Raw genomic sequence first — 18,704 nt, 5'->3', positions numbered from 1 at the left:
TCTTCAGGGAGAAAGGCATCTTGTGACCCCGTTCGCGGGGCTCTTCCTGGTGGCCGAAGCGGGATGAGACCAGAACGACCGGTCTAATTTTGGATCTGCGTCGATCGAACAGTCAGGAATGGTCAGGGATAGGGGAAACAACTCGAGAAGAAGGAGCTACTCAATGACGGACCAGACCACCCGACGCTTCAGCGGCGCCAGCCGCTATGTCCTGGACGAGGAACTTGCCAAGATCGTCAACGTATCCATGGCGCTGGAGATGCCGCTTCTGCTCAAGGGGGAACCGGGCACCGGCAAGACCATGCTGGCCCATGCCATTGCCGAGAGCCTGAGCATGCCGCTTCTGATCCTCAACGTCAAATCCAGCATGAAACTGGTGGAGGCGCTCTACCAATACGATACCCTCACCCGCTTGAACGACAGCCGCTTCGGCGACTCGTCCCGCGAGGTGGCGAACATCTCCGAGTACATCCGCATGGGCAAGATCGGCCAGGCCTTTGTGGCCGACCAGCGGGTGGTGCTGTTGATCGACGAGATCGACAAGGCCGATACCGATTTCCAGGATGACATGCTGGATGTGCTGGACCAGATGCAGTTCGACATCATGGAGGTCGACCGCACCGTCAAGGCACGCTGCCGGCCGGTGGTGATCATCACCTCCAACGCCAAGAAGGACCTCTCCGACCCCTTTCTGGGGCGTTGCAACTTCCACCACATCGCCTTTCCCGATGCGGAGATGATGCGCAGGATCGTCAGCATCCACTTCCCCGACTTAAGCGACGACCTGGCCCGTGCCAGCATCAGCGCCTTCTACCGGCTCAGGGACATCGAGGGAATTGAGAAGAAGCCGGCCACCCGCGAGCTGCTCAACTGGCTGCGCGCCTTGCGGGCCGATCCCGACTTCCGTTTCGAGGCCCTGGCCGATGAGGCGCTCCCCTATCTGGGGGTTTTGTTCAAGAAGAGCAGCGACCTTGAGCGGGCTTCCTCGTTCACGACGGCGTAGAGCGGGAGAGCTAGCCATGTTTGTATCCTTCTTCTTTACGCTGCGGGAACGGGGCATCCCGGTGACCCCCACCGCCTTTCTCCGTCTGCAGAAGGCCCTGGGGCTGGGGCTGATCACCTCCCTGGACGATTTCTATTCCGTGGCCCGTTCCCTGCTGGTCAAGAGCGAGCGTGATTTTGACATCTATGATCAGGTCTTTGCCGAGCTGTTCCGCGGGGCCGAGAGCGCGGACGAGGCCCAAGTCATGCTGGATCAGGCGGTGCGCCAACTGCTGGAGGAGTGGCTGAAGGAACCGGCCGAACTGGCCAAGGCTCTTGGGTTGACCGAACAGGAACTGGCTTCCTTAAGCGGCGAGGAGCTGAAGCAGTATTTCCTCGACCGGCTCAAGGACCAGAAGGGGGTCCACCACGGCGGCTCGCGCTGGATCGGCACCGGCGGTGTCTCGCCGGTGGGCCATGGCGGCAGCCGCCCCGGCGGCATGCGCATCGGCGGTGTCTCGCGCAAGAGCTCGGCCTTAAAGACCGCCATGGAACGCCGCTACCGGGACTACTCCCAGGATGCTCCCCTGACCCGCTCCCAGATGGGCGAGGCCCTCAAACGCCTGCGCCACTTGACCCCTTCGGGCCCCCGGGATCAGGTCAACGTTGACAAGAGCATCTACCAGACCATGCGCAATGCCGGCGAAGTCGAGATCGTTTTCGACCGCCGGCTGAAGGACAAGCTCAACGTGCTGCTCTTGATCGACAACGGCGGCTGGTCCATGGACCCCTACGTGGAGATCGTTCAGGCGCTGTTTCACTATGCCGAGGCCCAGTTCCGGGATCTGTCCATCTACTACTACCACAATACCATCATGGATCGGGTCTGGCGCGACCCCCAGCGTCGCCGGCAACCGGAGCGGGTGGAGAGTCTGCTGAGCCGCGACCCGGAGACCCGCCTGATCTTCGTGGGCGATGCCAGCATGGCCCTGGAGGAGCTGACCCAGATCAAGGGGAGCATCAGCATCGAGACCAGGCAGACCCGGACCAGCCTCACCTGGCTGAACATGCTGGCCACAAGCTTCCGCCACAGCGTCTGGCTGAACCCCAAATGCAGCTCCCTGTGGGATTACAGCACGACCATCGCTATGATCGGCCAGATCTTTCCCATGTTCCCCCTGACCCTCACCGGCCTGGAAAAGGCCGTGGCACAACTCGGCAGGCGCTGATCCGTACGGCGTTCCCGCCGGCTCCTGTTCTTTTCATGAAAATGTTGCATACTATGTATCATATCCGCCGCTTGGGCGGATCAGCCCGCGGCGATAACGCTCCTGCCGTCCCCGATGCTGAGACGGGAGAGAGGGGCAACGTGGTTGGAGTTCATGGAATCTGGGGGAGAGGAGGAGTCGTATGGAGAGTGTCCCGACAAATCGGTCGACGACGACACAGGGGGGGGCAGGCAGGGAGTTCAAGAAGCTTGGCTACACCCTGTACGTCTGGATTGCCGAAGACAAGCTGGAGTGCCGCTTAAGCTACGTTCCGAATCAGCAGGGCACCATGATGACCGCAGAAGAGTTGAAGGGGTACCTGGCCCAGTCGGGAGTCAGGGAGGGAATCATCCCCCAGGCGTTCGACGATTTCGTCACCAGGGCGGCCGCTGGCCAGACGCTGGCCATGGCGCTCATCGCCGAAGGCACGCCCCCCGAGGCGGGGGAAGACGGGCATATCCAGTATACGGCACGGGAATCGGTGGTTGTTCGCAGCGCCTGCGACGAATCAGTCTGTGTGGATATGCACAATGTGCAGTCATTTATCAACGTCATGCCCGGTGACGAAATCGGTCGCGTCATCCCGCCCACGAGCGGACGAGCCGGCAGGAGCGTTACCGGTCAGCCCATCATCCAGAAGCCGGGCAAGGCGCTCAAGCTGAAGATCGGCGGCAACATCCGCCTGCTGGAGGACGGCTCAACCATGGTGGCCGAAGCCGCCGGCAGGGTCTGTTGCGCTGGCGGGGAGATCTCGGTTGCCGAGGAGTTCATCGTTGGCGGCGACGTGGATTTCGGCATCGGTTCCATCGTGTTCAACGGTTATGTGGAGGTGCGCGGGGATGTGCTGGACGGTTTCAGCATAACCGCCGCCAAGGGGCTGCGTGTCAACGGCAACATCGGCGCCTGCGCCATCCAGAGCGATGGCGATATCGTCTTCTGCGGCATGGACGGCCAGAAGAAGGGGACGATCGTCTGCGGCGGCTCCATCACCGCCAACTTCATCCATGAAACCGATGTGGAGTGCAGCGGCGACTTGAATATCGAAGTCGAACTGCACAACAGTCAAATCAGGTCCCTGGGCCGGGTTGTTGTCAAGCGTGGCGCCATTGCCGGGGGGAGTTGCACCGCCCTGGGGGGTATCCAGACCAGGAAGGTAGGTTCCGGCGCATCGGTGAAGACCGTGCTCTGTGCCGGCGCCGACTTCCGTGACTGTGCCGAGTACGAGCGGCTGCTGGTGGAACTGGAACGGAACGGTGTGCGCACGTCCCAGGTGCGCCAGACCGCAGAGATCGATGAATTGCGCGGGGAGAGGGCCGTGCTGATGGAGAAGGTCAGGGCCTTGCGTACTCGGTCACATGAACGGGCCAATGCGAAGATAAATGTAACCGACATGCTCTACGACAACAGCTTTCTCTGGCTGGGGTTGCAGGTCAGGGAAAAGGTCGACGAACGCCAGGGGCCCTTCAGCGCCATCGCGAACAGCATCGAAGGGGGGGTGCGTTTCGTGGAGATGACCAGTCTGGATGTCGGGGCTGCGGACATCGAGCAGGCTTTCGTCAGGGAACATGCCATGCGCAGCCAGGTGCGCGGGGAGTAGGGACAGGCAGGATAGCAGACAGGAAAGCCCGCTTCAGGCGGGCTTTCCTGTCTGCTGCCCGTAACTGCCGGACAGGGTTACTTGACGGTGAAGCTGCTTTGCCGCGCGTCCTTGCCCGTTGCCGTCCGTATGGTGGTGATGACCTTGTAGGTGCCGGTCTTGGCATCCGCGGGGAGCATCAGCGGGATGCTTGAGGTGTAGGTGCCGGAGCTGCGCTGTACGGTGATCTCCGGGTTTGCCACCAGCTCGCCATTGAGGGTCACCTCCCGTGATTCGGTGACGGAGACCTGGTTTTCGCTGGAGGGGGCCATGATGGCATAGGTGGCCTCAAGTTTGACGGTTTCGCCCTGGTTGAGGATGATGGGGGTCATCTGGGTGCTTTCAATCCTGACCACCGTTCCGTCGCTCTGTTTGTAGTCGTATTTAGTCGTGGTTTCTTCGGCGCTCTTCTTCTGGTCCACCGTGTAGTTTCCGATCACGCCGCCCAGGAGCGCTCCGGCCAGTCCGCCGATAAGGACTCCCTTGGTCCGGGAACCCTCTCCCGCCAGCACGGCTCCGGCAATGGCGCCGGTTGCCGCGCCTATGCCGGCTCCCTTTGCCGCGCCCTCGTGTTCCGGTGAAACCGTGACACAACCGCCCGTTCCCATTGCAACGGTCAGCAGTGCCACCATTGCTACGATACGATTCTTCATCTCATGCCTCCTCTGGTTGATGTAACGTCCGTTTGAACGGCTGATTCAGGTCTCACATCTGGCATCGTCAAACAGCCGATCATGCGCCGGCGTGATCCCTGCATCCACACCCTCACACCACGTCCGTTGAAATTAAAAACAAATTCCTGTCACGATCTGTCCGGCCGGGTCCAATCCGGTCTCACAGCCGCAGGGCCTCGTTGGCCCTGGCCAGTGCCGTTGCCACCTCCCCGTTGCTGCGGCAGGCCAGGATGGCATCGGCAGCGGCGCGGCATTCCTCCAGGGAGTGGCCGCGGATGGCCTGTTTGACCACCGGAATGCTGGGGGCGGAGAGGCTGAATTCGCTGAAGCCCATGCCCATCAGCAGCAGGGTGTTGAGCGGGTCGGAGGCCATCTCGCCGCAGATGGAGGCCTTCTTGCCGGCCCTCCGCGCGGCGTCGGCGATCTGTTTCATTGAGTGCAGCACCGCCGGGTGATGGGGATTGTAGTACTGCTTCATCCGCGCGTTGTTGCGGTCGGCCGCCAGGGTGTACTGGATCAGGTCGTTGGTGCCGACGCTGACGTAGTCGACCTCGTCCACCAGAAAATCGATGATCTGTACCGCGGCCGGGATCTCGATCATGATGCCCAGGGGGAGATCCCTGGGCGGGGCATACCCCTGCTGCTCCAACTCATCGGCGACCGCGGCAAGCATCTTCCGGATCTCGCGGATCTCGTCGACACCGGAGATCAGCGGGAACATGATCGTGGGCTTGCCGGCATCCGCCGCCATCATGATGGCGGCCAGCTGCTCGTGCAGAATTTCACGGTGCTCAAGGGAGAGCCTGATGGAGCGCAGCCCCATGAAGGGGTTGTCCTCATGGGGGCAGGGGAAGTAGGGGAGCCCCTTGTCGCCGCCGATGTCCAGGGTGCGGATATTGACGTTCTGGCCGGGAAAGGCGGAGAGGATTTTGCGGTACAGCGTTGCTTGTTCGATGCGGGTGGGGAAGGATGAACGGGCCATGTAGGGAAACTCGGTGCGGTAGAGTCCCACCCCCTCGGCGCCGTGCAGGGTGGCCACCCGCACGTCGGAGAGCAGGCCGATATTGGCATTGAGTGTGATGGCCGTACCGTCGCTGGTGACTGCCGGCAGGTCACGCAGCCCCTCCAGTTCCTTCTGGCGGCTGGCATGGCCCAGCTCCAGACGTTCGTATTCCTGTATGATGGCCCTGTCCGGGTTGATGTAGACGAACCCTGAGGTGCCGTCCACGATGATCTGGTCCTTGACGTTGGCGGCGTCCATCAGCCCCGCGACGCCCACGATGGCCGGAACCCCCAGGGATTTGGACATGATGGCCGCATGGGAGTAGATATTGCCCTTTTCGGTGACGATGCCGATGATCCTGTCATGGTCCAGCATGGCCAGGTGGGACGGGAAGATCTCCTCAGCTACGATGATCCGGTTTTCCTTGAGCTTCAGCGACGAGGTGTCGTTCCCCTCCAGCGCGTCGATGATCCGGCGGCCGATATCCTCCATGTCCGCCGAGCGCTCCCGCAGGTAGGGGTCCTCCATGGCGCCGAAGGCCTGGATGTAGTGCTGGACAACATCATACACGGCCCGGGTTGCGCCATGGTTCTGGTTGATCAGTTCGCTGACCTTGCTGGAAAAGCTGCGGTCCTCCAGGATCATCAGATGGGTGTGGAAGATGGCGGCATCATCCTGGGAGAGCTTTTCGCTGACCCGCTTTTCCATGTAGATGGTCTGAATCTTGACCTTTTCCAGGGCGGTCGAGAATTTGCGCTGCTCCTCGGCCCTGGTGCCGACTTTGGCGACCTTGACCACCTTGTCGCTGAAAGGGTCCAGGATGTAGACCTTGCCCCGCTTGAAACCGGTTGAAACGGCCGTCCCCCGCAGCATCCTGGTGCCGTCGGCCGTCTTGACGCTTGCCGCGCTCCTGCCCTCCTCCGTTGTCGCGCCGCCCTTGGCCCTGGTCAGTTCCTGCTCGAACCAGGCACGCTCCTGCTCCTTGCGCTGGATCGAGTCCAGCAGTCGGGCGTTGTGGATGATGCTGCCGATCTGGAACGTGATGGTGCGCAGGGCGCTGATTTCATCCACGCTGAAACTGCGCGGTTCGCAGGTCTGGATGGTGATGACGCCGATGGGGGTGTTGCGTTCGAACAGCGGTAGCCCCAGGAAGGAGAGGAAGCGCTCCTCGCGGGTTTCCTTGAAGTACTTGTAGCGGGGGTGGGACGGCGCCTTGTCGGTCATGACCATGTCGCGCGTTTCCAGTACCAGTCCGCTGAGCCCCTCGCTGGTTTTCATGGAGATGCGGTTGACCGATGACTTTGAAAGGCCCTTGGTGGCCTTGAGCACCAGGGTGTTGCTGTCCAGTTCCAAAAGGTAGATGGAGCAGACATCCGTTCGCATGCGCTTGGCGACGATGGTGACGATATTGTCCAGAGTCTCCTGGAGGTTGTGGGAGTGCAGGATGATGGCGCTGATATCTTCCAGGGTGCGTAACCCTATGGAGTGCTGATTCTCTTTCATAAAACGATCCAATGGCATGTTTTTTATGTCGGAGTATAGAGTACATTTTTTTGAAAGAAAAGCATTGCGTAGCGATAGGGGTGGAAATACACCGGACCGTCTGCTATCTTCGGATGACATTACACGGCGCCCAATGGAGGAGAGAAATATGTGTGAAGTAAAACCGGCTGATGCCATCATCGAGGGGATCAACCTGCTGGAGTCGGGAGATGCGCGCGGAGCGCGCACGGTGCTTGAGGCGTATACCAGCAACCATCGCGACAACCCCGACGGCTTCTTTTATCTGGGAGATGCCCTGGCCGAGGATGGCCATATCGACAAGGCCATTGTCGCCTACCGCGAGGGGTTGGCCATCGCCCCCGACGATACCGATGCCCTGACGACCCTGGGCGACCTGCTGTTCGAGTCCGGACAGCACGAGGCGGCCATTGCCAGCTATACCAGGGTGCGGGAGCTTGAACCGGGCGACATGGACGTTCTGGTCAGCATCGGGCTGGTCTACTCGAGCCTGGACCGCGGCGACGAGGCCATCGCCTGCTTCCGCCAGGCATTGGAGAGCGATCCCCGCAACGTGTTCGCCTGGAATGCCCTCGGTGACGCCCTCTACGGCGGGGACGACGTGCAGGGTGCCGTTGATGCCTACCGCAAGGGGGTCGAGATCGATCCGGATGATCCGGCGGCGCACTTCAATCTGGGGGAGCTCTACTATGACATGGATGAACTGGAAGAGGCCGAGCAGGAATGCTGCCAGGCGGTCAGGCTGGACCCCTGCTTCAGCATGGCCTATCTGACCCTGGGCAGCATCTGCATGGACCAGGAGCGGCTTGAAGATGCGGTGCGCTATTTCCAGCGCTACCTGGAGTACGAGAAGTCCCCCAGTGCCTCCGAGATGGTCGCCGAGGTCAAGGCGGTGATCGAGGGGCTGAAAGAGGAACTGAAGGGGTAAGGCTGCCACAGCAGTCGCATGAAATCGGTCTGAAACGAGAAAAGCCGGCGTTAACGCCGGCTTTTCCGTGTGACCTGTCTAGTGTCCGGACTACTTGCGTACGAAATCCGGCCGGGAGAAGGAGTACTCGAAGTTCATGTGGTCGGCGTAGGTGCCGTTCAGGATGGCAGCCACATCCTCGGTCAGGACCAGCTCCTCGTCGGTGGGGATGACGAAGGCCTTGACCGGGGAGTCGTCGGTGGTGATCAGGGTCTCTTTCTTGCGGGTGCGCACCTTGTTGCGCTCCTTGTCCAGGATCAGCCCCAGATGCTCCATTCCTTCCAGAACCATCTCGCGGGTCTCAACGCTCATCTCGCCCACGCCGGCGGTGAAGACGACTGCGTCCAGTTTGCCCACGGCAGCCATGTAGGCGCCGATGTACTTCTTGATGCGGTAGGCCTCGATGTCCATGGCCAGCTTGCAGAGCTTGTCGCCGGTCTCGGCATGATGGGACACGTCGCGGCGGTCGGAGAAACGGCCGGTGATGCCCATGATGCCGCTCTTCTTGTTCAGGATGGTGTCGATCTCCTTGGCGTTCAAACCCTCCTTCTGCATGATGAACAGCGGGATGGCCGGGTCGATGTCGCCGCAACGGGTGCCCATGATGGCCCCTTCCAGCGGGGTGAGCCCCATGGAGGTGTCGATGGAGATGCCATTCTTGATGGCGCAGTGGGAGACGCCGTTGCCGATGTGCAGGGTAACCAGGTTGGTGTCGGCCGGTTTCTTGCCCAAAAGGGCCGCCGCGCGCTTGGCGACGTACAGGTGGGAGGTGCCGTGGAAGCCGTAGCGACGGACCTGGTGCTTCTGGTACCACTCGTAGGGAACCGGATAGATGTAGGCCTGTTCCGGCATGGTCTGATGGAAGGCGGTGTCGAAGACCGCCACCTGGGGAACGGTGGGCAGCAGCGCACGGGCAGCCTGGACCCCCTCGATGTTGGGCGGGTTGTGCAGCGGCGCCAGGTGCTGGCACTCCTTGACCGTCTCCAGAACGTTCTCGTCGATTACGACGGAACAGGTGAATTTCTCTCCGCCATGCACCAGGCGGTGGCCGACGGCCGCGATTTCGGAGACGTTCTTGATGACGCCCTGCTCGGAATCGGTGACCGTCCTGATGATCAGGTCGATGGCGGCCTGATGGGTGGGACAGTTGTGCTCATCCTTGTACACCTCACGCCCGGGGACCTCATGCACGATGTAGGAATCATCGATGGTGACCCGCTCAACCATACCCTTGGCCACGACCGCTTTCTGATTCCAATCGAAAAGCTGGTACTTGACCGACGAACTGCCGCAGTTTAAAGCCATTATTATCACGTTGTATCCTCCTGAAATAAACTTTCAATTGTATACAACAAAGCGAAGTATTATTCAACAGGTTTGCAACTCCAATTGTATACAGTATGCCTGTGTTCTGATGCTGTTTTTTTTCTGGACATTCGCTGGGGGGCATGGTAAACAAACCACTGTTTTCGATCCAAGAAGACATATCCTACAAGGAGGTGAAACCGTGGCACATTCCATTAATGACGATTGCATCAACTGTGGAGCATGTGATGATTCCTGCCCGGTAAACGCCATCAGTGAGCAGGACGGTAAGCGTGTAATTGACGCTGATACCTGCATCGACTGTGGCGCTTGCGTGGACACCTGTCCCGTAAATGCTATTCTGGGTCACTAAGCCGTACCATCGCATCATGCATCGAAAAGCCCGTGTTCGCACGGGCTTTTTTGTGTGCTCTGCCGATGGCTGTTAACCGTTATGTAGCTGAATATATTCAGGTGCTTGTAAAACATTATTTCTGGTCATCCCGCTTTTTTTCCCGTCTGGGGTGAGCGGCGTTTTTCTTCTCTCCGTGGTATCACCTCAGCGTTCAAACTTGTAACCCACACCGTACACGGAATGGATCAGCTCCTCATCGGGGGTGGCAACGGCGATTTTGCGGCGCAGCTTTTTGATGTGGCTGTCGATGGTCCGGTCGGAAACGATGCGCTCGTCAGGATAGATGCGATCCATCAACTGCTGGCGACTGTAGATGCGCCCGGGGTTGGCGGCCAAAAACTGCAGCAGCTTGAACTCCACCGCGGTCAGTTCCAGGTCCCGGTCGTTCAGGACGGCCCGCAGGCGCAATTCATCCAAAGTCAGTCCGGAGGCCTTGATGGTCGTTCCCCCATCGGTTCTGCGCAGGACCGCCTTGACCCGCGCAACCACCTCACGGGGACTGAACGGTTTGCAGATGTAATCGTCGGCCCCCAGTTCCAGGCCGAGCAGTCGGTCGATCTCCTCCACCCGGGCCGTGGTCATGATGATCGGCACCGATGAAAAGGAGCGGATCTCCTTGCATATCTCCAGGCCGTCCCGCCCCGGCAGCATCAGGTCGAGCAGGATCAGGTCCGGGTTCCGTTCGCGCACCCAGGGAACCACGTCCAGGCCGTTTCTCAAGCGGTGCGTCTCGAAGCCGGACTGCGACAGGTAATCGTGCAGAAGCGACGACAGCTTCTCCTCATCCTCAACAATCAGTACGCTTCCATTCATCTAGTTGGTTCCTTTCCTCGGAATCTCGATCCGTATCCATAATCCGCCCAGGGAAGATGGCCGGGCTGTTATCGATCCGGCGTGTGCTTCAACGATGTTGCGGCAGATTGCCAGGCCGAGGCCGGCCCCACCTGTGGAGCGGTTGCGGGAGGAATCCACCCGGTAGAGCCGTTCGAACAGTCGCTCCATTTCCGCCGGCGGAACGGCGGGGGGGGAATCCTGGAAATCCACCGTTGCCATGTCCCCGTTCGCCTGCAGGCGCACGATAAGCGTGCCACCGGCATCGGTATATTTGAGGGAGTTTTTCAGCAGGTTCGTGAAGAGCTGGCGCAGGCGTTCCGGGTCGCCGAAAACGGTGGTGCCTGCTGTGTCGTTGATGCTCTCCACGATGGTTATCCCCTTGGAGGAGAACTCGGGGCGGAACGCTGCAACGGTCTCGGAGAGCAGATCCCCCAGGTCGAGTTCGCTCTTGCGATAGGTCAGCGCACCCACATCGGACATGGAGAGCTGGTACAGGTCGTCAACCAGTCGCCCCAGGTGCAGCACCTCCCCATGGAGAGACTGGATCGTCTGCGGTGTCGGCTGGCGGATGCCGTCCTGGATCGCTTCGATTTCTCCCCGCAGGATGGCCAGGGGGGTGCGCAGTTCATGGGAGATGTCGGCGACCCATTGGCGCCGGCTCTCCTCGTTCTTCTCCAGGGTGAGCGCCAGGGAGTTGAAGTCGCCGGCAAGCTCCCCCAGTTCGTCTCGAGAACTGATCGGCACCCGGACGGAGAATACCCCGGACGACAGACGATGGGTTGCCGCGGCCAGTTCCCGCAGCGGCCGAACCAGTCGTCTGGCCATGAGTAGGGAGAGGATGGCTGCCAGGAGTACCACGACCCCAGCCGTCAGGGTCAGGGCCTGTTCCTGGTCCCTGATGAAGCGCCGCTGGGGCTCGTCGGCGAATGGGCGTGTGCGCGGCATGATCCCCAGGTAGCCCACCACCGCTCCCCGGTATCGCAGGGGGGTCGCCCTGCTTGCGTCCGGAGCCATGACCCTGCTGACCACGACTCTTTTGTCCGCATCCAGGAGGTACAGGCGCTGGTCGAAACGACGGGCCATGGGAGGCGGCAGCAGCCCGTGGGGGCGAGCACTGTTCTGGTCGGTGTGTTCTTCCGGGGCGCCGGGAGGCATGCCTGCAGGCGGCGGCATCTGATCCCCGGGGGGAATCTCCTCCAGGGGGATCATGGGAAACGAGGAGATAACCAGCTGTCGCCAGCGCTCATGATTCCTGGCCAGGGACCCCCAGCTCCGCTCCGTGCCGTAGCTCTTCTCCAGTGTGGCGGCCAGGCGGGAAATCCCAGCTTTTTCGATTGAATTCAGGTAGTTGTTAAACCCCCGGTTGAGCCTCCACTGCATGATGAGCGCGGAGCAGATCACCGCGAGTCCGGCCGCCGTCAGGATCGCAAGAAACAGTTTGTGGGTTACGCCGAGCCTCATGGCGAGTCGTTCCTTCGCTAAAGAATGGCGTAGTTGTATCACAGCTGGATGTATAGGGACATGGGCTCTGTTGTCCGGGGTGAACTTTTCACATTTTGTCCATAATTCGTCCACACCCCGGCGGTATCAGCTGTACAGGGAAAATTGGATTACTCCCCAATTGATAGTGTGGGTAGGCGGAATATGGCAAACAGGCGAAATGTGCGTACGGTGACTCCCCTGGTGGCGGCCATCGTTGTTGGTGGAGCCTTGGCGGGGCCTGGTACGGGGAGGGGCGGTGACCTCATGGTGGATGCCGAACTGTCGTTGCGCAATTTTCTCATGCGCATGTCACGGGTGCTCAGGTTGAGCAGCAATCAGAAAAACAGGATCAATGCCATCATCGATGCCGAAATGGAGATGGTCAGGCCGCTTTTGGATAAGGTGGATGAAAACAGGAACCGTCTGATGCAGGCTGCCGAGGCCATGACCTTCGACGAGGAAGCTGTGCGCGATCTTGCCGCTGGTCAGGCCAGGATCGACGCGGAGTTGACTGTCTTCCGCATCAAGGCCCACTGTCAGATACATGCCCTCCTGACTCCGGAACAGCAGGAGATGGTCAGGTTTCTCCGTTCCGAGATCAACCAGTGTCCCGCGCTCCCTCCGGGGAGGCTTGCCAGCGTCTGACTGCGCTTTGGCGTGTCAACCGACCTGCACCCTTCGTCTGTCTGGCGCCCAGTTCTTCCCGCCTGGCCAGGGGAAGAGCCTCTTTCCTCGTTTTTTTCACATTTCTTCCCCATTGTTCTCTTACAATTAAACGCCTTCAACTGGGTTCATCTTTCCCCTGCCAAGAGAAGGATGCCCTTTCACCGCTTGCAACCTGTCCGTCATGTCGTGTTCGAAAGGGGGTACACGGGCATGAAACCATGGACGCTGAGCGCCGTCGCCGGCTGGACCGTCCGCATGCAGTGGACGCTCTGGGGGTGATGGCGGAACCCGAAAACGATGTGCGTAAACAGGCCGGACCTCTTCTGTGGAAGCCACCGGTGACACCGACTGATCGAGGTGTCATCATACATGCATCGGAACAGCCTAAACCTGTGAACTGAAACCTGCAAGGAGTCATATCATGAGTACTATCAGCGGTATCAGCACAAGCAGTACTGTATTTGACCTGTTCAAGAAAGTTGACAGTGACGCCAGCAACGACGTTTCCCGGTCGGAATTGCAGACGCTGTCGGAAATGATAGCCGAATCGAACCTTGATGCGAGCGAGGAGTCTTTCGCACAGTACGACAGCGACGGAAACGGAACACTGTCGGAAGATGAACTGAATGCCGTGCTGGACAGCACTAAGCCTCCCCTGGACATGGAAGGCATGGCGCCGCCACCTCCCAGCGCGGAACAGGCGGCAACGACCTATTCGGAACATACGGGAGAAGAGGACGATACGCTCGCTTCGATCATCTCCGGTTTGCAGAGCCTTTTGTCCCAGCTTCAGTCCATGGGTGTGTCAACATCGGCATCGAACAACGAAGGTGACGGATTCTTCGGCACGGTGGATAACGACAGTAGTGGCGGTGTTTCTCTGGACGAGTTGAAGACCTTGGCTCAGAACCTGAACAGCATGACCGGCCAGAGTATCTCGGTGGACGAGGATACGTTTTCGTCCTACGACAGTGACGGCGATGGTTCGCTGGGTAGCGACGAACTGAAATCGTTCATGGACGAGAGCGGCTTTGCACCCGCGCCTCCGCCGGGTGGCATGGCCATGGGACCTCCTGCGGAGGATGAGGATGAGCAGACAACGGGTACATCCTCGCTGAGTTCGATCAGCGGTTCCAGCACTGACCTGATTGCCCAGTTGCAGACGCTGCTGGATCAACTCTCCAGGTCATATACGTCCCAAACCAAGTCAGGCACTGAATCTCTGATCAGTGTCACCGGCTGATCCGTTGCACAAGGAATTGCGCTCAGACTGCCTCCCCCGGGAGGCGGTCTTTTTTTATAGCAGGTTCGTGGATGCGTATCTGTCAGCTGATACGGTTTCTCCTTGGTTGTTACATATTTCCATCACATTCACCCGCTATGGTTTGACTGGAGATTGGCGATGTTCTCGAAGGCGTGCGTGGTATTCCGCTGTTTCGGCCACGACACACATGCAAAGGAGGTACTGAGGATATGCAACGAAACCGGTTGAACAGAAAGACGGCGCTCTGTCTGCTTGCCATCCTGGTTCCGGTTGCCGCTTGGGGCGATGGCGGTCCGCGGCCGGGAGGAAGCAGAGGGAGAAAGCCTCCCCAAGAGGCATTCGATGCCTGCGCGAACAAGGATGAGGGAGATGCGGTGACGGTCACCACTCCCCAGGGATCAAGCATCAAGGCAACCTGCCGGAAATTTGAGGGGCAGCTTGCAGCGGTTCCCGAGGGGCCACCGCCCGCACCACCGGGAGGGGGGCATGGCACGAGTGATGCTCCCGCGGGGTGGTAGGGTGAATGCGATAGGTAAGGAGATACTCGGATGAAACGAAAACTACTCACATCTGTTCTGCTATTGGCTGTAATGGCCGCGGCCGGCGTCGCGGGTGCGGCGGGCAGTGACGGCCATGGCCCTCGTGGCGGTTGTTGTCCGAAACCGGACGAGGTGATGGCTCCACCTCCTGAGGCGCTGCTCTGCCGGATGACCCGTCGGCTTTCGTTGAGCGCTGAGCAGCAGACGAAGATCAGGGCGCTTATGATTAAGGAGAATGAAAACAGCTCGAAGCTGCTCAGTAATCTGGCGGAGTCTCGGAAGCAGCTTCGGGTGGTCGAAGAAAGCGAGGCCTTTGACGAGACCGCATTTCGTAACATCGCCAGCAAGGTGGCCCAGTCAGAGGTGGAGCTGACTGTTTCCCGGGCCAGAGTCAGGAGTCGGATCAACGCCCTGCTCACGCCTGAACAGCGGGCAGAGGCGGAAAAATTCCCGCCACCCTTCCGTGGTGGCCGTGGCCCCGCCCCCTGCTGCGCCGATGAATGTGGTCCGTGCCACATGCCTCCGCCACCCTGCGGGGGAGAGTGGCCGCGCCACCCGGACGCCGCGGATGAGGGAGGTTGGTAGTGGATTTTGTATGCCCTGACAGGAGGGCGGCAAGCCTGGATGTGTTGGGTATGGTTATCAGCCGGATCAACGGTTTTTCCGCGCAGCGAAGCGGAATGGAGACTGATCAGGGGCTGATCGTGGCCACGGTCAGGCTGGGAAGTGTCGCCGATCTGACCGGCATTGCCTCCGGAGATATCATTGCCGAGGTGGACGGCCTGCCGGTCAGGACGTTCGACGACCTGGAAGGGTCCCTGGTCGGGCGTGAATCGAGGGATCCGATCAGGATTCTGTTCCGTCGAGTCAGCGCCTGGCGGTTCGTGACGATTCCCTACGTTGAAGAGTACTGGCCTGCCTGAGAATTCCTGGCGCCATTGACTATTCGCGGGCGACTGTAGAAACAAAACGGAAATGACACCATGAATATGTCGCGAAAACAGATCATTATCGGAACCGTTGTGCTCCTGGTCCTGCTGGGAACCGGCCTGGCTGTCAAGAAGCTGTTCTTCGGCAAACCAAAGGCAACCTTTGTTACCGCCGATGCCGTCAGGATGGACCTGGAAGAGAGCGTCCTTGCCACCGGCATCGTCAAGGCGTTCAAGACCGTCGAGGTGGGGTCGCAGGTGACCGGCCAGTTGCAGACCCTGCACGTCGAACTTGGCGACCGGGTGAAAAAGGGACAGCTTTTGGCCGAGATCGATCCGGTGCTTCAGAAAAACACCCTCATGGATGCCGAGGCGGAGGTGGTGAACCTGGCCGCCCAGAAACGCTCCAAGCAGGCGTTGCTGAAACAGTACGAGCTGGCCTTCAAGCGCCAAAGCCGGATGAATGCACAGGATGCTTCCTCCAGGTCGGACCTGGAGAGCGCCCAGGCCCAGCTGGAGAGCACAGGCTGTGACATCTCCGCCCTGGATGCCCAGATCAGGAAGGCAAGAATCGCCGTGGATAACGCAAAAGCCAACCTGGGCTACCACCACATCAGCGCTCCCATCGATGGGATTGTCATCTCCATTGATACCGAGGAGGGGCAGACGGTGGTTTCCACACAGTCTTCCACCACCATCATAACCCTGGCCACCCTTGATACCATGACCGTCAAGGCCAAGATCTCCGAGGCGGATGTCAACCGGGTCAGGCCCGGCCTGACGACCTACTTCACCCTGCTGGGCGATAGCGACACGCGCTACTACGGCAAGCTGCGGGCCATCGAACCGGGGCCGGTTTCCAGCAGTACCAGCAGTTCTAGTTCCAGCAGCAGCTCCAGCTCCAGTTCGGCAATCTATTACTATGGCCTGTTCGAGGTGCCCAATCCCGCCGGGAGGCTTAAGGTCTCCATGACCGCCCAGGTTTCCATTCTCCTCAATCAAGTCCGACAGGCGCTCTGCATCCCGGTTTCGGCCCTGGGAGAGAAGCTTAAGGATAACCGCTACCGGGTCAGGGTGTTGAAAGATGGAGAAGCTCTGGAGCGAACCATCCGCACCGGCATCTCCAACAACGTCCAGGTGCAGGTGCTGGAGGGGTTGCGCGAAGGGGAGAAGGTGGTGGTGGGTGACAGCACGACGCTTCCGGCAACGGAAGCATCCGGCGCCATGGGCGCTCCCCCGGGCGGGAGGCGCTGAGCATGGAACGGCCATTACTAGAACTCCAGGGGGTGGGGCGGCGCTTTGTCACCGGAGGAGAGGAGATCCCGGTGCTGAAGGGGATCGACCTGAGCATCCGCAGCGGCGAGATGGTGGCCATCGTGGGCGCCTCCGGGTCGGGAAAATCCACCCTGATGAACATCCTCGGCTGTCTGGATCGGCCAAGCGAGGGAATGTACCGCATAAACGGCATGGAGGTGGGCCGGCTCTCGGGAAACGAACTGGCCAGGCTGCGGCGGGAGTACTTCGGCTTCATCTTCCAGCGCTACCACCTGATGCCGCACCTGAGCGCCACCCAGAACGCCGAAATACCGGCGGTCTATGCCGGAATGCGCAAGGGGGAGCGGCGGGCGCGGGCCATCGAGCTGCTCCGCCGCCTTGGCCTGGGGGATCGCTGCGACCACCGCCCCAACCAGCTCTCCGGCGGCCAGCAGCAGCGGGTGAGTATTGCCCGGGCGCTGATGAACGGCGGCGACCTGATACTGGCCGATGAACCGACCGGTGCCTTGGACAGCAGGAGCGGCCAGGAGATGATGACCATTCTCCATGAGCTGCACGACCGGGGGCACACCATCATCCTGGTCACCCATGACATGCAGGTGGCCAGCCACGCCCAGCGGATCATCGAGATCAGCGATGGCGAGATTGTCCGGGACCAGTGCAACCCAGCCGTGAAAACGGCTGCAAAGGAGAAATTGCCCCAGAGGAGACTGCCGGAGAAAGACGCCACCTTTTTACAGGCCAACTGGGGGCGCTTCGCCGAGGCTTTCAAGATGGCCCTGATCGCCATGGCATCCCACCGCATGCGGACGCTTCTGACCATGCTGGGGATCATCATCGGCATCACCTCGGTGGTCTCCGTCGTGGCGCTGGGTCAGGGCGCCCGCCAGAAGGTGATCAATGATATCAGCGCCATGGGGACCAATGTCATCGATATCAATCCGGGTAAGGATTGGGGGGATGAGGATGCCGCCGATATCCAGACACTGGTGCCTGCCGATCTGGAGGCGCTGAAGGCACAGGTCTACGTGGACAGCACGACCCCCTCCACCGGCGGCACCCAGCTCCTGCGCTACCACAACATCACGGCCAATGCCACGGTCAGCGGCGTGGGGGAACAGTATTTCCGTGTCAAGGGATACAAGACCGCACAGGGCGCCCCCTTTGGTTCCGATGATATCAAGCGCCAGGCCCAGGTGGTGGTTATCGACCAGAACACCAGAAAGAAATTCTTCAAAGACATTGATCCGGTTGGCAAGGTGCTCTTTGTCGGCTCGCTCCCCTGCCGGGTCATGGCCGTGACCAAGGAAAAGGATGGTCCCTTCGGCAGCAGCCAGAACCTGGAGGTGTGGATTCCCTACAGCGCCGCCATGAGCCGGCTTCTGGGAGAGCAGTATTTCAGTTCCATCACGGTCAGGGTCCGGGACGGTTTTTCCAACCAGATCGCCGAGCAGAGCATCATCAAGCTCCTGACGCAGCGCCACGGCCGCAAGGACTTCTTCACCAACAGCAGCGACACCATCATGAAAACCGTGAACAAGACCACCTCCACCATGGCCCTGATGATCTCGGCCATTGCCGTTGTCTCGCTGGTGGTGGGGGGGATCGGGGTCATGAACATCATGCTGGTCTCGGTCACCGAAAGGACCCATGAGATCGGCATCCGCCTGGCCGTGGGCGCCCGGCAGGACGACATCCTGCAGCAGTTCCTGATCGAATCGGTGCTGGTCTGCCTGATCGGCGGCCTGATCGGCATCCTGCTCTCCTACGGGGTGGGGCTGCTCTTTCCGTTGTTCGTCTCCAGCTTTGCCATGCAGTTTTCCCTGGCCTCGATCGTATCGGCGTTTCTCTGCTCAAGCATCATCGGTATCCTGTTCGGCTTCTTGCCGGCACGCAACGCGGCGCGTCTCGACCCGATCGAAGCGTTGGCCAGGGAGTAGGTCAC

General features: G+C 60.2%; 17 protein-coding genes. 12 read left to right on the top strand and 5 right to left on the bottom strand.

The window, feature by feature from the left end; translation table 11 throughout:
• Nucleotides 1-163 precede the first annotated feature (163 nt).
• From PPRO_RS11090 to PPRO_RS11080, 3 genes are all read left to right on the top strand, one after another.
• Entirely contained in the window at nt 164-1,003 is an 840-nt protein-coding gene (locus PPRO_RS11090) for an AAA family ATPase (RefSeq protein ID WP_011736104.1), read from the top strand.
• Between the two features lie 16 nt (nt 1,004-1,019).
• Nucleotides 1,020-2,210 carry a vWA domain-containing protein gene (locus tag PPRO_RS11085; RefSeq protein ID WP_011736103.1) on the top strand — a complete coding sequence of 397 codons (1,191 nt, stop codon included), beginning with the start codon at nt 1,020-1,022 and terminating at the stop codon, nt 2,208-2,210.
• Between the two features lie 181 nt (nt 2,211-2,391).
• A complete protein-coding gene (locus PPRO_RS11080) occupies nt 2,392-3,846 on the top strand; it encodes a DUF342 domain-containing protein (protein WP_011736102.1) in 1,455 nt (484 codons plus the stop codon).
• A gap of 77 nt (nt 3,847-3,923) precedes the next feature.
• Here PPRO_RS11080 and PPRO_RS11075 read toward each other — a convergent pair whose 3' ends face one another.
• Nucleotides 3,924-4,538: a hypothetical protein gene (locus PPRO_RS11075; protein ID WP_011736101.1), complete on the bottom strand. Its 615-nt coding sequence runs from the start codon at nt 4,536-4,538 to the stop codon at nt 3,924-3,926.
• 181 nt (nt 4,539-4,719) lie between these two features.
• Nucleotides 4,720-7,065, bottom strand: a complete 2,346-nt coding sequence (gene ptsP, locus PPRO_RS11070; RefSeq protein WP_011736100.1) for a phosphoenolpyruvate--protein phosphotransferase — start codon at nt 7,063-7,065, stop codon at nt 4,720-4,722.
• Nucleotides 7,066-7,213: 148 nt separating this feature from the next.
• Here ptsP and PPRO_RS11065 point away from each other — a divergent pair, with 148 nt between their 5' ends.
• Entirely contained in the window at nt 7,214-8,011 is a 798-nt protein-coding gene (locus PPRO_RS11065) for a tetratricopeptide repeat protein (RefSeq protein ID WP_011736099.1), read from the top strand.
• Between the two features lie 90 nt (nt 8,012-8,101).
• Here the strand turns inward: PPRO_RS11065 and PPRO_RS11060 are convergent, their stop codons facing one another.
• A complete protein-coding gene (locus PPRO_RS11060; RefSeq protein WP_041532278.1) occupies nt 8,102-9,364 on the bottom strand; it encodes an acetate kinase in 1,263 nt (420 codons plus the stop codon).
• Nucleotides 9,365-9,557: 193 nt separating this feature from the next.
• Here PPRO_RS11060 and PPRO_RS21870 point away from each other — a divergent pair, with 193 nt between their 5' ends.
• Nucleotides 9,558-9,728, top strand: a complete 171-nt coding sequence (locus tag PPRO_RS21870; protein ID WP_011736097.1) for a DUF362 domain-containing protein — start codon at nt 9,558-9,560, stop codon at nt 9,726-9,728.
• 186 nt (nt 9,729-9,914) lie between these two features.
• On the opposite strand, the gene PPRO_RS11055 is transcribed toward PPRO_RS21870, so the two are convergent.
• Both PPRO_RS11055 and PPRO_RS11050 read right to left on the bottom strand, forming a co-directional pair.
• Nucleotides 9,915-10,583, bottom strand: a complete 669-nt coding sequence (locus PPRO_RS11055) for a response regulator (protein ID WP_011736096.1) — start codon at nt 10,581-10,583, stop codon at nt 9,915-9,917.
• Nucleotides 10,584-12,065: an ATP-binding protein gene (locus PPRO_RS11050; RefSeq protein ID WP_011736095.1), complete on the bottom strand. Its 1,482-nt coding sequence runs from the start codon at nt 12,063-12,065 to the stop codon at nt 10,584-10,586. It abuts the gene before it with no gap.
• Nucleotides 12,066-12,248: 183 nt separating this feature from the next.
• On the opposite strand from PPRO_RS11050, the gene PPRO_RS11045 reads away from it, so the two are divergent.
• The 7 genes from PPRO_RS11045 to PPRO_RS11015 all read left to right on the top strand — a co-directional run bounded on the left by PPRO_RS11045 (nt 12,249) and on the right by PPRO_RS11015 (nt 18,699).
• The gene (locus tag PPRO_RS11045; protein WP_011736094.1) at nt 12,249-12,731 is read left to right on the top strand and encodes a Spy/CpxP family protein refolding chaperone; all 483 of its coding nucleotides are present in this window, start codon (nt 12,249-12,251) and stop codon (nt 12,729-12,731) included.
• 442 nt (nt 12,732-13,173) lie between these two features.
• A complete protein-coding gene (locus PPRO_RS11040; RefSeq protein WP_011736092.1) occupies nt 13,174-13,995 on the top strand; it encodes a signal transduction protein in 822 nt (273 codons plus the stop codon).
• A 230-nt stretch (nt 13,996-14,225) separates the two neighbouring features.
• A complete protein-coding gene (locus tag PPRO_RS11035; protein ID WP_049759703.1) occupies nt 14,226-14,534 on the top strand; it encodes a hypothetical protein in 309 nt (102 codons plus the stop codon).
• Nucleotides 14,535-14,564: 30 nt separating this feature from the next.
• Nucleotides 14,565-15,140: a Spy/CpxP family protein refolding chaperone gene (locus PPRO_RS19545; protein ID WP_011736090.1), complete on the top strand. Its 576-nt coding sequence runs from the start codon at nt 14,565-14,567 to the stop codon at nt 15,138-15,140.
• A complete protein-coding gene (locus PPRO_RS11025) occupies nt 15,140-15,478 on the top strand; it encodes a PDZ domain-containing protein (RefSeq protein WP_011736089.1) in 339 nt (112 codons plus the stop codon). The genes PPRO_RS19545 and PPRO_RS11025 overlap by 1 nt, the downstream gene beginning before the upstream one ends.
• Nucleotides 15,479-15,538: 60 nt before the next feature.
• The gene (gene macA, locus PPRO_RS11020; protein ID WP_011736088.1) at nt 15,539-16,738 is read left to right on the top strand and encodes a macrolide transporter subunit MacA; all 1,200 of its coding nucleotides are present in this window, start codon (nt 15,539-15,541) and stop codon (nt 16,736-16,738) included.
• 2 nt (nt 16,739-16,740) lie between these two features.
• A complete protein-coding gene (locus tag PPRO_RS11015) occupies nt 16,741-18,699 on the top strand; it encodes a MacB family efflux pump subunit (RefSeq protein ID WP_011736087.1) in 1,959 nt (652 codons plus the stop codon).
• The last annotated feature ends 5 nt before the right edge of the window (nt 18,700-18,704 follow it).

This window comes from Pelobacter propionicus DSM 2379, assembly GCF_000015045.1.
In the GTDB taxonomy this organism is placed as follows: domain Bacteria; phylum Desulfobacterota; class Desulfuromonadia; order Geobacterales; family Pseudopelobacteraceae; genus Pseudopelobacter; species Pseudopelobacter propionicus.
The sequence above is the reverse complement of the archived record's forward strand: the minus strand, read 5'-3'. Positions and strand labels throughout refer to the sequence as shown.

What these genes read in the sequence shown, in the direction of transcription:
- PPRO_RS11090 (WP_011736104.1), top strand. Translation starts at nt 164, where the DNA reads ATGACGGACCAGACCACCCGACGCTTCAGCGGCGCCAGCCGCTATGTC.
- PPRO_RS11085 (WP_011736103.1), top strand. Translation starts at nt 1,020, where the DNA reads ATGTTTGTATCCTTCTTCTTTACGCTGCGGGAACGGGGCATCCCGGTG.
- PPRO_RS11080 (WP_011736102.1), top strand. Translation starts at nt 2,392, where the DNA reads ATGGAGAGTGTCCCGACAAATCGGTCGACGACGACACAGGGGGGGGCA.
- PPRO_RS11075 (WP_011736101.1), bottom strand. Translation starts at nt 4,538, where the DNA reads ATGAAGAATCGTATCGTAGCAATGGTGGCACTGCTGACCGTTGCAATG.
- ptsP (WP_011736100.1), bottom strand. Translation starts at nt 7,065, where the DNA reads ATGAAAGAGAATCAGCACTCCATAGGGTTACGCACCCTGGAAGATATC.
- PPRO_RS11065 (WP_011736099.1), top strand. Translation starts at nt 7,214, where the DNA reads ATGTGTGAAGTAAAACCGGCTGATGCCATCATCGAGGGGATCAACCTG.
- PPRO_RS11055 (WP_011736096.1), bottom strand. Translation starts at nt 10,583, where the DNA reads ATGAATGGAAGCGTACTGATTGTTGAGGATGAGGAGAAGCTGTCGTCG.
- PPRO_RS11050 (WP_011736095.1), bottom strand. Translation starts at nt 12,065, where the DNA reads ATGAGGCTCGGCGTAACCCACAAACTGTTTCTTGCGATCCTGACGGCG.
- PPRO_RS11045 (WP_011736094.1), top strand. Translation starts at nt 12,249, where the DNA reads ATGGCAAACAGGCGAAATGTGCGTACGGTGACTCCCCTGGTGGCGGCC.
- PPRO_RS11040 (WP_011736092.1), top strand. Translation starts at nt 13,174, where the DNA reads ATGAGTACTATCAGCGGTATCAGCACAAGCAGTACTGTATTTGACCTG.
- PPRO_RS11035 (WP_049759703.1), top strand. Translation starts at nt 14,226, where the DNA reads ATGCAACGAAACCGGTTGAACAGAAAGACGGCGCTCTGTCTGCTTGCC.
- PPRO_RS19545 (WP_011736090.1), top strand. Translation starts at nt 14,565, where the DNA reads ATGAAACGAAAACTACTCACATCTGTTCTGCTATTGGCTGTAATGGCC.
- macA (WP_011736088.1), top strand. Translation starts at nt 15,539, where the DNA reads ATGAATATGTCGCGAAAACAGATCATTATCGGAACCGTTGTGCTCCTG.
- PPRO_RS11015 (WP_011736087.1), top strand. Translation starts at nt 16,741, where the DNA reads ATGGAACGGCCATTACTAGAACTCCAGGGGGTGGGGCGGCGCTTTGTC.